The sequence below is a fragment of the Microbulbifer aggregans genome (assembly GCF_020524005.1).
GTDB lineage: Bacteria > Pseudomonadota > Gammaproteobacteria > Pseudomonadales > Cellvibrionaceae > Microbulbifer > Microbulbifer aggregans_A.
This window is the reverse complement of the sequence record NZ_JAIVKK010000004.1, coordinates 291,130-305,603: the sequence shown is the minus strand read 5'-3', so window position 1 is coordinate 305,603 and position 14,474 is coordinate 291,130. Positions and strand designations below refer to the sequence as shown.

General features: G+C 57.8%; 11 protein-coding genes. 2 read left to right on the top strand and 9 right to left on the bottom strand.

The features are described 5' to 3' along the window. Nucleotides 1–22: 22 nt before the first annotated feature. The gene (locus LC093_RS08930) at nt 23–1,111 is read left to right on the top strand and encodes a GGDEF domain-containing protein (protein WP_226664304.1); all 1,089 of its coding nucleotides are present in this window, start codon (nt 23–25) and stop codon (nt 1,109–1,111) included. Nucleotides 1,112–1,294: 183 nt separating this feature from the next. Beyond that, nucleotides 1,295–1,723: an Hsp20/alpha crystallin family protein gene (locus LC093_RS08925; protein WP_226664302.1), complete on the top strand. Its 429-nt coding sequence runs from the start codon at nt 1,295–1,297 to the stop codon at nt 1,721–1,723. Nucleotides 1,724–1,834: 111 nt separating this feature from the next. On the opposite strand, the gene LC093_RS08920 is transcribed toward LC093_RS08925, so the two are convergent. The 9 genes from LC093_RS08920 to LC093_RS08880 all read right to left on the bottom strand — a co-directional run bounded on the left by LC093_RS08920 (nt 1,835) and on the right by LC093_RS08880 (nt 14,225). Next, on the bottom strand, nt 1,835–2,227 hold the full coding sequence (locus tag LC093_RS08920; protein ID WP_226664299.1) for an acyl-CoA thioesterase: 393 nt from the start codon (nt 2,225–2,227) through the stop codon (nt 1,835–1,837). Between the two features lie 112 nt (nt 2,228–2,339). Beyond that, on the bottom strand, nt 2,340–3,092 hold the full coding sequence (locus LC093_RS08915; RefSeq protein WP_226664297.1) for a VIT1/CCC1 transporter family protein: 753 nt from the start codon (nt 3,090–3,092) through the stop codon (nt 2,340–2,342). Nucleotides 3,093–3,196: 104 nt separating this feature from the next. After that, nucleotides 3,197–5,101: a DUF885 domain-containing protein gene (locus LC093_RS08910; protein ID WP_226664295.1), complete on the bottom strand. Its 1,905-nt coding sequence runs from the start codon at nt 5,099–5,101 to the stop codon at nt 3,197–3,199. 402 nt (nt 5,102–5,503) lie between these two features. Further along, the gene (locus LC093_RS08905; RefSeq protein WP_226664293.1) at nt 5,504–6,382 is read right to left on the bottom strand and encodes a polyphosphate kinase 2 family protein; all 879 of its coding nucleotides are present in this window, start codon (nt 6,380–6,382) and stop codon (nt 5,504–5,506) included. Next, nucleotides 6,379–8,934 (bottom strand): plasma-membrane proton-efflux P-type ATPase, encoded by a 2,556-nt coding sequence (locus LC093_RS08900; protein ID WP_226664291.1) that lies wholly within the window; start codon nt 8,932–8,934, stop codon nt 6,379–6,381. Before LC093_RS08900 ends, LC093_RS08905 begins: the two co-directional genes overlap by 4 nt. A 66-nt stretch (nt 8,935–9,000) precedes the next feature. Beyond that, nucleotides 9,001–10,701 carry a SulP family inorganic anion transporter gene (locus tag LC093_RS08895; protein WP_226664289.1) on the bottom strand — a complete coding sequence of 567 codons (1,701 nt, stop codon included), beginning with the start codon at nt 10,699–10,701 and terminating at the stop codon, nt 9,001–9,003. A 38-nt stretch (nt 10,702–10,739) separates the two neighbouring features. Further along, a complete protein-coding gene (locus LC093_RS08890; protein WP_226664287.1) occupies nt 10,740–12,632 on the bottom strand; it encodes a DUF885 domain-containing protein in 1,893 nt (630 codons plus the stop codon). Nucleotides 12,633–12,793: 161 nt separating this feature from the next. Continuing rightward, nucleotides 12,794–13,384 (bottom strand): MgtC/SapB family protein, encoded by a 591-nt coding sequence (locus LC093_RS08885; RefSeq protein ID WP_226664285.1) that lies wholly within the window; start codon nt 13,382–13,384, stop codon nt 12,794–12,796. Continuing rightward, entirely contained in the window at nt 13,377–14,225 is an 849-nt protein-coding gene (locus tag LC093_RS08880) for a mechanosensitive ion channel family protein (protein WP_226664284.1), read from the bottom strand. Before LC093_RS08880 ends, LC093_RS08885 begins: the two co-directional genes overlap by 8 nt. Nucleotides 14,226–14,474 lie beyond the last annotated feature (249 nt).

Below are 14,474 nucleotides of genomic sequence, written 5' to 3'. Positions count from 1 at the left end.
TGATCAGCGACGCAAAGAGACCATGGAACACACGTATAACACCAACAATAATCTCGGATATTCCGACCCCCTTGTTCAGGCATTGGGACTTGAGCTGCGCCGCCGTATCCAGGCCTCTGGCTATATGCTGATCTTCGCGCTCGCGATTACCGGTGCAATGGGCGTGATTGCCCTGATGACACCGGACGTCTTTCTCGCCAGCACCCTGTTTGCCGTTGCCGGCGTAATCCTGCTGGCTTACATCGGGGTGAATATAGCCGGCCCCAGCCGCAAGACCCCGGTGCTCGTCGGCATTCTGCTACTGGTACTGTACTTCTACCTGTTAATGTCCGGCGGCGTGAACAATACCGGCCTGATGTGGGCGGTGATGCTGGTACCGGGATTTATCAATCTCTACGGCTACAAATGGGGCACGGTGACCCTCGCCGGTATCGGTGGCGCTACCGCCCTGGTGCTCTTCTACCCGGACTTCCCCGGCCTGGCCGCTGAATACGATACCGCGCACCGAGCCCGCTTTCTGGCCGTCTTCGGCGCCCTGACGGCCCTCACCGCCATCCTCGATAGCAGCCGCCACCAGACCCAGCAAATGCTGCACACGCTGACCGCGGAGCTTGAGAATCATGCCAGCACCGATGCGCTGACCGGCCTTGCCAACCGTCGCGAGGCCTACCGGGCAATCGACGAACTGGAACGGCGCAACCATGAGCTCGCCGGACGCTATACGGTACTGATCGGCGACCTCGACGGCTTTAAGACCATCAACGACACCTATGGTCACAGTTTTGGCGACCGGGTATTGCAGGATGTAGCGAAAATCCTGCAGGAAAATACTCGCGCAGACGACATCGTCGCGCGCTGGGGGGGAGAGGAGTTCCTGGTTCTGCTGCCGAACACCGATGTGCCCGGCGGTGGCGTGCTGGCGGAAAAGCTGCGCAAGAAAGTCGAGGCCCTGAGTGACGCCTACGACAAGCCGGTGCAGGTTTCCATCAGCTTTGGTGTTGCCGAAGGCAACGCTGGTGCAACCTCCGGTCACAACAATATGCTTGCGGAGGCAGATGCGCGCATGTATCGCGCCAAGAACAGCGGGCGCAACCAGGTAGTTACTGACTGACTGTGTGGGCGGGTTCGCCCACGTACACATGCCTTAGCCTCCTCGAATTTCCCTCGTCAACGTCCCGCCAGGTGCCACGCCGGTGCCCACATTTCTGGGGACCAGTGGTCACCACACTATAATTCAGGCGCCCGGAATATCCGGGACGATCAAAATGCATAAGCTTGGTATTGGGAGGTGGATATGAAACTCATCCCTCGAGATACCCTCTGGGATCTGGACAGCGTGTTCGACAAGCTGCTTACCAGCAGCCCTACATTGAGCGAAGCGCGCGAGGGGTTCTTTTCCCCGCGGGTGGATATCCGTGAAACCGAAGGCGGCTATGAGATCAGTGCGGAAATGCCCGGCGTACGCAAGGAAGATCTGAATGTCACGCTGGAAAATGGTGTGCTGAGCATCGAAGCGGAAATGCAACAGGAAGACAAGGAAGAGAAGGACAGCCGTATCGTTCGCCAGGAGCGTCGCTACGGTAAATTCACCCGCAGCTTCAACCTCGGAGAGGGCGTGGGTGAAGCAGACATTGACGCGAGTTTTCAGGACGGCGTTCTGACACTCAAGGTGCCGAAAACTGAACCGAAACAACCGGTCAGTCACCGCATTGAAATTCACTGAGCCGTGTTCAACGTATAAACCTACCGACTAGACGGTAAGCCACTGCGGTCTTCCCATATCGACCACAGTGGCCGCTCGCCATCCGAGTGCGCGGTGCGCAGGTTTTCCTGCTTATTTCACCAGGTGTTTTTCCAACTCTTCTCGCACATTTTTAGGAATCGGCGCCTTGCTCTGGTTTTCGTAATCGAAGTGCACCATCACGCAATCACCCTGCGCGACCAATTCGTCTTTTTGCCACACTTCCTGATGAATGGACAGCGAGGTGTTACCTATGGCAAGGATGCTGGTGCGGATTTCCACAGGCGAGAAAAGATAGATCTGCGCAACAAAATCCACCTCCATTTTTTTCAGGATCAGATTCCACTGCACCAGAGACAAATCCGGGTTGAATATCCGGAAAATCGGCATACGCCCCTGTTCAAACCAGGCGGGCACTACCGTGTTGTTGATATGGCCCAGGGCATCGGTTTCGGAAAAGCGCGGTTCAATCTGGTAAGTAAACATATCGGGAACTTCCTGCGGCAGAGCCAGCTAAACACTCAAAAACGTAGATGGCCATCATATAGCAATAATGCAATCTGTTGCACATAGTGACTATCCGAAACAAGAGCGGCGTTTAAACTCCAGAGAGGTTGCGCAACAGGTAGCCCGTTGCATAGGCGAGTGAGGCAGCTCCACCGCCAAGGATAAAAGTCCTGAGCCCGGATGCCAGCAGCGAGCGGTTGTTTACCCAACCCTTTAACAGACCGATACAGAAAAATACGAAACCGGCCAATACTGCGCTGATAAAAAACTGGGATGGAAGATCAGCGACAGGAAAAAGAAATGGAAGCAGTGGAATCAGGCCAACAACCACAAACGCACAAAAAGTCCACCAGGCGGAAGCGAGTGGGTTGGGAGGGATCTGGGCGAGCCCGTACTCTTCCTGCAGCATGGTTTCCACCCACAGGTTTTTATCTGCAGTCACGGTGTCGACAATAATCTCCAGACTCTTCCCACTAAAACCCTTGGCAGCGAAAATCTGACGAATTTCTTCCCGCTCGCCATCGGGCACCAATTCGATATGTTGCTCCTCTGTGCGCCGGGCTGAATCGGCAAAATGGCGCTCTGTACTCACCGCTTCGTAATTACTTACACCCATACTGAAGCCGTCAGCGAGAAGATTGGCTATGCCCATCACCAGTACCACCAGCGAAGGAAATCCGGCACCGAATGCCCCGGATACAATGGCGAAGGTCGTGACGCAGCCATCAATGGCCCCCAGCACCAGGTCGGACAATCGCCGCGGTTTCGGTGCTTCATTCAGGCGCTGCGCAATATTTTCCGGCCGGTGATCCCGGATTAACTCATGACGGTTGTCGCGCTTCATATCGACTGCCTGTTGCGTTGCACCCGATAAACATATCAGTAATGTGCGAAAACGAAAGGCAAAAAAAGGCGGGCATAGCCCGCCTGCAAATCACAGACAATCGGTTAACCGGCCTGTATTTCATCAACCCAGTGTTTGACCCGTGCCTCCAGAATCGACAGCGGCAAAGCGCCGCCCCCGAGAACGGTGTCGTGAAATCCGCGGATATCAAACTGCTCGCCCAGCTCCCGCTGTGCCCGGTTGCGCAGCTCCTGAATTTTCATCATACCCACTTTGTAGGCGGTAGCCTGCCCGGGCCATATCAGATAGCGCTGCACTTCTGCACGTGCCAGTGTTTCCGGCATTGACGTGTTTGCGAGGAAGTACTCCACAGCCCTGTCTTCACTCCAGTCTTTGGCATGTAATCCGGTATCAACCACCAGGCGTACCGCGCGCCACATTTCAGACTGCAGGCTGCCAAAGTAGCTGTAGGGGTTTTTCATGGCCCCCATTTCCCGCGCCAGGGTCTCTGCGTAAAGCCCCCAACCTTCTACGTAGGCCGTAGAGAAGAACTGGGTACGGAATTTCGGTATGCCGCTCAGTTCCTGCTGAATGGCAAATTGCATGTGGTGGCCAGGGTTTCCCTCATGGTAGGCAATGGTTTCCATATCCGGTTTCGGGTAGGCGGTCATATCACTCAAGTGCGCATAGTAAATACCCGGGCGGGAGCCATCTGGAGTAGGCGGGTAATAGTGCTGTACGCCACCGTCGCGCTCGCGAAAGGCTTCCACCCGTCGCACTTCCAGCGGAGCCCTGGGTTTGAGGCCGAAATATTTCGGCAGGCGCACGTCGATTCTGGCGAGGAAAGCCCGGGAGTCTTCCAGATAGGCTTCTCGCCCCTCATTGGTGTTGGGGTAGAAAAATTTCGGATCCGTGCGTAAATATTCGAAAAAATCCTGTAGGTCACCGTAAAACCCCACGTCCTTTTTCACCCGTGTCATTTCCCGGCGAATGCGCTGCACCTCCGCCAGCCCAAGGTGATGAATCTCTTCGGCGGTCATGGCCGTACTGGTATGCAGAGCCAGTGCATGGGCATAGTAGTCGTCACCGCCATCCAGCTCTGAGGCGCCAATAGTTTCCTCCGGCGCCAGTTCCAGCTCGCCCTCCAGCCAGGCTATCAGGGTCAGGTAGGCCGGCTGCATATCTTCCAGCAGGGCAGTTTCCGCGGCCGCGGTTAGCTCGGACTTTTCTTCATCGGTGATTTCTCCCGTTTGTACCAGCGCATCCAGCTTGCCTTGAAAATCCTGCCAAAGGGCAGTGGCTTCGCCATCGCTAAACGGCGCACCATCGAGTAGCGCCCGGGAGGATTTCAGGGCTTCCGCGGATGCAAACGCCGGCAGGCGCAGCCCGCCGTCTGCATAGCGTTCGGCACGGGCTCGCAATTGGTTGAGCGCAGTCGCAATCGCACTAATCCGACTGATATAAGCCTCCGCATCCGATACTCCTTCCACCTTGTGCTCACTGATCAGCACTCTGGGTAGTTCGGTGTGGTACCCCCACATCTGGTTGAAAATGTAATCATTCCCACGAAATGCGGCATCGCGCTTCATCACTTCGTACTGGTACAACCACAGGTCGTAGGATGTCTTGGCTTCGTAATCCAGCGCGTGATAGTCAAACTGCGCCTGCATATCGGCAATGGTCTGTGCTTTCCACTCAAGCTTGCGGTCAGATGCGGCCTCACTGAAATCATCGAACTCATCGTAGCGTTCCTTGCTCCCAAGGCGGGTGAGTTCCAGCGGACTGAAATACAGTTCTTCGTCGTAGCGGGCATCGAGCCAGGCAGTGAGACGCTCGCTCTCGCTTGGCGGTTTTTGCGCGGCAGGTTCACTGGCCGCTGCCGGTAATTCGACAGTACTGCCAGCAGTAAGATGAGATTCTGCTTCTGGCGTGTCTTTATCACAGCCCAGCGATAGCGTAACTAATAACAGTAACAAACATCGGATAGTGACAGATAAAACAGGTCGCATACATTCCCCCAGTATTCGCCCGGATTCCAGCCAGAAACCTCGACAACGCAATCCATGCGTATTCAAAAGTAAAAAGTAAGAAGAAGCGCCAGCGGGTTAAGCCTGGAATGCGTGGCCGGTCCCGGCGGGCGGGACGGATCCCTGCGGTGCGGCTTTAAACGGCAGAGAGGAAATTTGAGATTCCCATTTTTGTGAAATTACGTCCACAACTGGAAGGAAGGATACGCCAGAAAATAACCTGAGAAATAAAACCGGGAGGTAAGGCAGTTAATGGGCAAAAAAAGGCGCCTTAAAAAACTTTTCCTGCCAACCTTAAATCTCTAATCGATCGACAAACGGTACTGTTGAAATTTATGCGTTGAGTAAATACAGATTAAAAAAACACGAATTACTCCTGGCCTTTTATGTCGCCTTTTTTCCTTCCTTCTCGGATATCAAACCCTCCCGCACTTCGGCTTTATCCAGGGCGTGATATTTTTTTCGGATACTTTCTATATCGACGGTAGGTTTTGGAAACGCCATATTCAGGGATTCCAGTGCGCGCACCACGATATGGGAAATAGCCAGATTCCGGAACCACTTGTGATTGGCCGGAATTACGAACCAGGGCGCATAATCCGTGCTGCATTTATTCAGCGCGTCTTCAAATGCCGCAGTATATTCATTCCAGTAGGGCGCTTCTGCGTAATCGCTTTCACTGATTTTCCAGTGCCGTGTCGGATCTTCGATACGCTTGCGAAAACGCTCCAGCTGTTCTTCCGCATCAATATGCAGGTAAAACTTCAGTATCAGCGTGTCGTTGTCAGCGACCAGTTGTTCAAAGTTGTTGATATGCTGGTAACGTCCCGACCAGATACTTTCAGGGACCATTTTATGCACCCGCTGTATCAGCACATCTTCGTAGTGGGAGCGATTGAAAATGGCCACGTGACCGCGCCGGGGAACGGCTTTGTGACATCGCCACAGGAAGTCGTGGTCGGCCTCTACTGCGGAAGGCTGCTTGAAACCAGTGACGGTGCAGCCCTGGGGATTCATTGCACCCAGCACATGATTGATTGTGCCGTCTTTTCCCGCAGCGTCGCGTCCCTGCAGACAGATCAGTAGCGAACGCTTGTGCTCCGCATACAACAGGTATTGCAGTTCCCGCAGCCGCTGCGCGTATTCTTCGATCACCGGCAGTGCGGCCTCGTGCGAACTGTGGTCGCCGTGAAAGGACGCATCGATGGCCGACAGTTTTATCCGGCTGCCCGGTTTTACCCGGAATTCGTCGAAGTAATTCATGCGGCCACGCTCTCCTCTTCGCCAGATTTCTGCATATGCCGGTACAACACGCGCTTCACCAGGTCCAGCACAAACATCCACAGGATCATGTAGCACCACACGAGCGCAATGATCCTCCACGGTATGGCCGGCACCAGCCAGCCGAAGCCACACATCAGTACGGTGAGTATCTGCGTTCCCAAGATCGCAGCAGACAACGGCAACGCCGGCCAGGGGCGGGAAAAAAAGGCATGGCGTGCGCGCACCACGAACAACAGCAGATGGCCGCCGGCCACAATCTGCAGGAAGACCACTGTCTGCAGCTGCTCCCTGCTCAGTTTGATCCAGGACTGCCAGCTATCATTACTCAGCCACTCGAGCCCGATCAACACCAACCCCAGCGTTTGTGCGATGGTAAACAGGCCAATGACACTGGCGCCCAGCAGTAGCTGGTGCATCTGCCAGTGCACCGGTTTTGGGGGTACCAGGGTGTTGTCGTAGGCGATGGTCATAATCGGCACATCATCCAGCAGCGCAATCAGTACGATCATCACTGGAGTGAGTGGGGAAAAACCGAAAAACACCGTGGCGATAACGACCACAACCATGATGTCCAGGGTCATGGCAACGCGGAACAAGACGTAATTGATAATGCGTTCAAAGATCTTGCGCGCCTCGTCGATGGCATCCACCACCGTAGACAGCCCGGGCCGGGTAAGAATGATGTCGGCGGCCGCACGCGCCGCATCAGTGGCACCACTTACTGCAATACCGCAGTCGGCCTGTTTCAGCGCGGGCGCATCATTAACACCGTCGCCAGTCATCGCCACCTGGTGGCCACGGCCCTGCAACGCTTTGACGATGGCGTATTTGTGTTCGGGAAATACACGCCCGAAGCCATCTACCTTTTCTACGCAGTCGATGGTTTTCTGCGGCAGGTGATCCACATCCATGTGTTTGTTGAACACATCCCCGGCGGCGAGAATATTGGTACCTATTCCAACCTGGCTGGCGATTTCGCGGCCGATGGCTACGTCGTCACCGGTAATCATTTTTACCCGCAGGCCGTGTTCGCGGGCACGGGTAATGGTCTCGAGGGAATCATCCCGGGGCGGATCTTCCAGAGACAGGATTCCCAGAAATGCCCAGTGCTTTCCAGCGTCCACCGAGAAGGCAACGGCGAGTGCGCGCAGGCCGCGGGACGCCAGATCTTGAACGCAACCATCCACCCGATGCGCGTCTTCAGCACTGAGCGCGCACAGCTCGGAAATGGCCTGGGGAGCGCCTTTGGAAAAAACCTGCACCCGGCCATCCGCATCGGTCACTTCAGAGCAGGTGCGTTTACTAACCGGATCGAACGGCGTGAAAGGACCGCGGATATATTTCGCCAGTACATCCCGGTCTTTCACGCCGGCAAAGATGGCGCTGTCGATGGGATCACTGGAACCCGGTTCCGATGCCAGTGCGGCCCCGGTAATCAGGGTGTCGGCATCTTCGGCTTCAAATAACTGCGGGTCGTGCAGGGTGAGCTGGTTTTTGGTCAGCGTGCCGGTTTTGTCCGAACACAGGATGTCCACACCCGCCAGTTCCTCAATAGACTCAAGGCGGGACACGATGGCTTTCCTGCGCGATAACGCCAGCGCGCCGAGCGCGTTGGTCACGGTCATCACCGATGGCATTGCCACGGGGATGGAAGCGATCAGCAGAACCAGCACCATGCGCAATATGTCCAGCGCGTCGGACCACTGCCAGTCGTCCGCCACCACGATGTCTCGATACAGCTCGCTGCCCACCAGTACCAGCGCCAGCAGCAGGCAGAGTGCGATCAGGAAATCGCCGATCTGCGCCACGGCCCTCTGTGAGTGGGTGGCGCCCTTACCGGCACTGGCTACGAGGCTGGCGGTGCGGCCAAAAAAGGTATTTCTGCCAGTGCCGATCACAATCGCAGTCATCTCCCCACGCTTGGCGATACTGCCGGAATAGCCGGCATCGCCGACCTTTTTCTCCACCGGTAGGGATTCGCCGGTAAGGGCGGCCTGATCGATACTGATGGAATCGCCACCGACGAAACGCACATCCGCGGGCACAATCTGGCCCAGGCGCACCCGCACCAGGTCACCGGGGACTACCGTCGAGGTATCAACGGTTTTGAAGGCCCCATCGCGCAATACCGCGGCTTTCGGTGCCATACCGGCCTTCAGCGCCGCCAGCGCGCGCGACGCTTTGCGCTCCTGCCAGAAGCCGGTGGCTGCGTTGTACAGCAGGAGCAGGGTAATGATGGCGAAGTCCGCCCAGTGACCGATCAAGACCGATAGCAGCGCCGCCGCCTCGATCATCCAGGGGATCGGGCCCCAGAAGTAATGCAGCAGGCGGTGCAGCGCGCTCTCTTCCTGTTCGAGAATCGCATTCGGCCCGTATTTCTGCAGGCGCGCGGCGGCCTCGGTATCCGTCAATCCGCGCGGGGAGGAGTGCAGGGCCTGGTAAACCGCATCCAGATCGGCTTTTTCCAGTTTGTCTGCGGCGGGCACATCCCGCGTACTACCGCCGCTCGCTGATGCTGTTGAATGCTGCACGGGCTGGGTTCATGTCTTCTCGACCACAATCGGATAGCCCCGGAATCGGGACCTCAAGTATTCAATCTAGTCGCGCAGCTGTGATTTTGTCGCGCTGCGAACCACTGCGTTCAGACTGGGATAGATGGCGCCTTCTCCTACCAGCGCGCGCACCTGCGCCAGTGCACGGCTGGATTCACCCAGCATGACGGTGGTGAACAACAGGCGAATGCCTTTTGCAGAGAGCGTGCGATACAACTGCCCGAGGGCTTCTGCCGCGGTGAAATCCACATCGTCCACCGCAGAGAGTTCAATACACAAGCTGTGCAAATTCGGCTCGGCGTGGTGTACCAGCTGCGCAACCTCGTCCATCAGCCGCTGCGCGTTGGCGTAGTACATACTGTGGTTGAAGCGATAGATGATCAGGCCCGGTACCGCCTGCTCGCCACTGGCAATGGGCCGCGCGCGCCAGCCCTCGCCTTCAACCGGAACCAGCAGGACATTGGTCGGCTTGTAGCCATGGCGGGTGTGCACTACCAGTGAGAGCGCCAGTGCCAGCATGATGCCCTGCTCGACACCGACCAGTACCACGGTCGTTGTGGTAATAATGGCCACCCAGAACTCCATCGGCCGCGTGCGGAAAATTTCCCGCAGGCCGCGGATATCAATCAGCTCCAGGCCGATCAGGAACACCACTGCGGAAAGTACTGCATCCGGCATATACCCGAGCGGCCGGGTCAGTAACAGCAGGACCAGTAGCGCAATCGCGCCGGCAACCAGCATGCTGAGCTGGGTGCGGCCGCCGGCGCTGTCAACAATCTGGCTTTTGGTGGGGCTGCCGTTCACCACAAAGGTGCCGGTGAGCGCAGCACCGAGATTGGCCGCGCTAAGCCCGACAAGATCCGCCTCTTCATCAAAGCGTTCGTTGTAGCGCCCGGCATAGGCGCGGGCAGTGGCAGCGCTCTGCGCGAGGATCACAAAGCAGATCGCGAAGGCGGTAGGCATAAGATCCGCCAGCAGCTGACGATTCCAGTGGATTTCCGGCAGCCCAAAATGTGGAAAGCCCGCCGGAATTTTGCCCAGCACCGGCAGGTGTTGCTGCAGGTCCAGCGCCCAGCTTGCGATCGTGGCGGCGCTCACGGCGATCAGCGCGCCGGGGATACGCGGCGAGCGTTTTTTGCAACACAGGATCAGTACCAACGTGGCCGCGCTAATACCGAGAGCGTAAACATTGGGCGCATCCAGTAGCCGAATGACTTCGTGGAGTTTGTGCCAGGCGTCACGCCCGGCCAGCTGCAGCCCGAACATCCCGGGTAATTGACCAAGGGCGACCTGGATGCCGACGCCGGACAGAAAGCCGATCAGTACCGTGCGAGACAGGAAGTTGGCGAGGAACCCCAGGCGCACCAGCCGCGCTACCAACAACAGTAAGGCGGCAAACAGGGCAGTCACTGCTGCGAGCGCAACATAGTGTTCAGAAGAGGTTGCCGCGATACCGGTAAGACCCGCCGCCAGAATCGCCGCGGTGGCGGAATCCGCGCCGACAACCAAATGCCGCGAGGCTCCCAAAAGCGCGTAAACGAACAGGGGAACGATCAGGGTGTAGATACCCGTAACTACGGGCATGCCGGCAATTTTCGCGTAGCCCATGACTTCGGGTACGGCGAGTGCGGCGAGGGTGATACCGGCGAGGATTTCCGCCGGTATCTGGCGGGCATGCAGGGGCCTGATACCGAGTAGTACCGGCCAGGCCCCTGCCGCTGATTTGTCCTTGAAGTATTTGGGCATTGCGCCCGTCCTGTTTACTCCGGGACTTTCAGCTTAGTTCAGCCCTGTTTGACGCTGTTGATCCAGGTGTTCACACGTTTTTCCAGCAGCGGCAGCGGCAGTGCACCACCACCGAGAACGGTGTCGTGGAAGGCGCGGATATCAAACTGGTCACCCAGCTCTTGCTCGGCCTTGGCGCGCAGCTCCTGAATTTTCAGCATACCGATTTTGTAGGAAGTGGCCTGGCCCGGCAGGGTCAGGTAACGACGCACTTCAGAGCGCACCGCACCTTCCGGGATCGCGGAGTTTTCCAGGAAGTATTCCACCGCCTGCTCCTGGCTCCAGCCCTTGGCGTGCATGCCGGTATCCACTACCAGACGGATGGCGCGCCACATTTCTGCTGTCAGGCGCCCGAAGTCCTTGTAGGGGTCGCGGAACTGACCCATCTCTTTGGCCAGCGCTTCAGAGTAGAGCGCCCAGCCTTCGATGTATGGGGTGAAATGCGCCTGGGTGCGGAACTTCGGAATACCTTCCAGCTCCTGGGCAATGGAGATCTGCATATGGTGACCGGGGTTACCTTCGTGGTAAGTCACGGTTTCCATATCGGTGGTCGACAGCGCGCTCATGTCAGACATGTGCACGTAGTAAGTGCCCGGACGGGAGCCGTCGGGGGTACCTGGTTGATAGTGCTGGGCACCGCCCGGCACTTCGCGGAAGGCTTCCACGCGTTTCACCACCAGACCCGCCTTGGGCAGAATACCGAAGTATTCCGGCAGCTTCTTCTCGATGTCGTCGAGGAAGCCCTGGGTTTCTGCCAGGTATTCTTTGCGCCCTTCATCGGTATTCGGGTAGTAGAACTGGTCGTCGGTGCGGATGAAAGTGAAGAACTCAGGGAGAGAGCCTTCGAAGTTCACCTGCTCCTTGATGCCTTCCATTTCCTTGCGGATACGCGCGACTTCTTTCAGGCCGAGCTGGTGCACATCCTCTGCAGACAGGGGCAAAGTGGTGTAGACCGCCAGGCGGCTGTCGTAGAAGGCGTCGCCATCCGGCAGGCTGGAAGCACCCTTGGCTTCTTCGCTCGCGTTGGTGCGGTCTTCGTTCAGCCAGGCAATGTAGGCGTCATAAGATGGCTTGAACTCACCGGTCAGCGCTGCCTCGGTCTGCGCCAGCAGGTCTTTGGCGGTAGCGTCGTCGATCTTGCCGTCTTTTTTCAGGGTTTCAATCTTGCCCTTGGCATCGGCCAGCAGCGGGGCATCATCGCCTTCGCCAAACGGTTGGCCGGTAATCACATTCTGCGCACGCTCGATGGCCAGGTCATAGGCAAAGCGGGGCGGACGAATACCTTTCTTGGCGGAATCCTGTGCGCGCTCCAGGCGCTGGCCCAGGGCACGGCTGACACCACCGATACGGGCGATGTACGCCTGCATATCTTCCGCGCTGTCCACTTTGTGCTGGTTGATCAGGAAGGTGGGCAAAGAGGCTTCCGGGCCACCCAGCTCACCGGCAAAATAGGCGTGATCCCAGAACGGCTGGCCCGCTTTTTCCTGCTCGTACTGGAAGATCCACAGGTCGTAGGATTCTTTGCCCGCGTCGCTCAGCTTGTCGTAAGCAAAGTTCTGCTTCAACTCTTCGACGGTCTTGGCCTTCCACGCCAGCTGGCGCTCGGACTCGGCTTTGCTCATATCGTCGATTTTGTCGTACTGCTCCTTGCGGCCCAGGTAGCTGAGCTGCATCGGGCTGAACTGGAGCTCCTCTTCGTAGCGCTCGTCCAGCCACTGGCCCAGGCGCGCAGTTTCGGCGGCCTGATCCTGTGTGGTCTGCTCGCCACCGGCCGGTGCCACTACCTGTGCAGTGCCGGAATCAAGCTGTTCATTCTGCTGCTTGGGTTCTTCACTCTGCTGACAGCCGCCGATCACGGACGCTATCACCAGGCTCAAGAGCGCTTTACGCATCGTTTTGCCTCTTTGGTTATCTGGATAAATTGGGAGTAAAAAAATAACCGGATGGGTTTTTTCAGCCGGCTAGCATGACATGTTCGGCGCCACAGGGCGACTGTGCTTCGGCGAATCTACCTGAGCCTGAGACCAGCGTCAGCGACGCCGGTCTCGCTTGCTCAGGCTTTTATAACCTCTGCGGGTTTGGTCTCAGAAACCGGTTCGGCATCCTGCAGCGGCGCAGCGGGGGCAATGCCCTCTTCGTTGCGCTGCAGGTCCTGGGCCAGGGCATCGCGCAGCTCGCGCTTGTCGCGCCAGCGGCGGTAGCGCGCGTGTACGCCGCGGGTGAGGCGGGTGGAGTAGTTCTCGAGAATATCCACCCCCAGCAACACGAACAGCACCAGACCGGCAATCGTCAGCGCGGTGCCCGGCTGGTCGAATCCGATCAGGGTTCCAATGGCGGCCTGCACCCAGATGGTTGCGGCGGAGGTCACTCCCACCACCACGCCGTCTCGTGCCAGCATCACACCGGCGCCGAGAAAGCCGATACCGGTGATCACCTGCCCGAGTACCCGCGCCTGGTCTGCACCCTGGCCGATGGAGACCGCGAGCGCGGTGAAGGTGTAGGTGCCGAGTACGATCAGGATCGAGGTGCGAATACCCACCGGCTTGCCCCGCAGCTGGCGCTCAAGGCCAATGCCGCCAGCACAGATCATGGCGACCAGGATGCCGCTCCAGGTGAGTGGAGCGATGGAAAACCAGTTACTCATGTACCACTTTTTCCAGCGGCCGTTTTTCGGCCTGATTGACGATATGCAGCTCCCGCTGCGGGAAAGGAATTGTGAGGCCTTCGGCTTCCAGCGCCGGCTTGAGCTGCTTCATCAGCGACCAGTACACGTCCCAGTAGTCGTCGGTGGTGGTCCAGGCGCGCAGGTGCAGATTGACAGAGCTGTCGGCGAGGGCACGGACCGCGAAGGCGGGCTCCGGGTCGGCGAGAATCCGCGGCTCTTCCGCCACCAGGCGGCGCAGCACATTCATGCCGGTCTCAATGTCATCGCCATAGGCAATACTCGCGATGATTTCGATGCGGCGGCTGGCGTTGCGGGTAAAGTTGGTCAGGGTCTCGCCCCAAACCTTGTCGTTGGGGGCTGATACCCGCAGGCCGTCGACGGTATCCAGTTCGGTGGTGAACAGGCCTACCTTGCGCACGGTGCCAATGGTGCTGCCAAACTGGATGGTTTCACCGACGCGGAACGGGCGCAGCCCCAGTAGTACGAAGCCCGCGGCAATGCATTGCAGGGTATCTTTCAGGGCCAGGCCAATGGCGAGGCCGGCGGCACCCAGCAGTGCCACCAGACTGGTGGTGTTGGCGCCAAAGATATCCAGCACCACCATGCCACCCACGACGTAGGTGCCCCATACGGCGAGGGTTTCCAGCACCGGTACCAGGGTTTCGTCGATACCGCGCTCGGTGAGGCGGTTGACTGCGCGGCTCACCAGCCTCGCGGCGATCCAGGTTACGAACAGCGCCAGTAGCGCCCACAGAATGTTCAGCCCAACCCCCATGACCACCGGCCACAGTGTTTCCAGCTGTTGTTTGATTTTGTCCATGCGTTACCCCCTCCTGTTCCATTTCGAAATGCGCAGCGTGCGCAATGGTCAAAAAACAATCGCAAAGAATACGGCAACTGGCGCGGCCGTGCATAGCGCGGCTACGCAGTTTTGCAAAGCGCTTTGCGGAGACTCATTCTTCTCGGCTGAGCTTTACGGTGGCGGCAGCGCTACCGGGTGCGGACTTGCGAGACACGCCGTATACCCATCCCTGGGGGCTCTTCCGCGACATCCCTGTCGCAGAAGGTC

What these genes read in the sequence shown, in the direction of transcription:
- LC093_RS08930 (WP_226664304.1), top strand. Translation starts at nt 23, where the DNA reads ATGGAACACACGTATAACACCAACAATAATCTCGGATATTCCGACCCC.
- LC093_RS08925 (WP_226664302.1), top strand. Translation starts at nt 1,295, where the DNA reads ATGAAACTCATCCCTCGAGATACCCTCTGGGATCTGGACAGCGTGTTC.
- LC093_RS08920 (WP_226664299.1), bottom strand. Translation starts at nt 2,227, where the DNA reads ATGTTTACTTACCAGATTGAACCGCGCTTTTCCGAAACCGATGCCCTG.
- LC093_RS08915 (WP_226664297.1), bottom strand. Translation starts at nt 3,092, where the DNA reads ATGAAGCGCGACAACCGTCATGAGTTAATCCGGGATCACCGGCCGGAA.
- LC093_RS08910 (WP_226664295.1), bottom strand. Translation starts at nt 5,101, where the DNA reads ATGCGACCTGTTTTATCTGTCACTATCCGATGTTTGTTACTGTTATTA.
- LC093_RS08905 (WP_226664293.1), bottom strand. Translation starts at nt 6,382, where the DNA reads ATGAATTACTTCGACGAATTCCGGGTAAAACCGGGCAGCCGGATAAAA.
- LC093_RS08895 (WP_226664289.1), bottom strand. Translation starts at nt 10,701, where the DNA reads ATGCCCAAATACTTCAAGGACAAATCAGCGGCAGGGGCCTGGCCGGTA.
- LC093_RS08890 (WP_226664287.1), bottom strand. Translation starts at nt 12,632, where the DNA reads ATGCGTAAAGCGCTCTTGAGCCTGGTGATAGCGTCCGTGATCGGCGGC.
- LC093_RS08885 (WP_226664285.1), bottom strand. Translation starts at nt 13,384, where the DNA reads ATGAGTAACTGGTTTTCCATCGCTCCACTCACCTGGAGCGGCATCCTG.
- LC093_RS08880 (WP_226664284.1), bottom strand. Translation starts at nt 14,225, where the DNA reads ATGGACAAAATCAAACAACAGCTGGAAACACTGTGGCCGGTGGTCATG.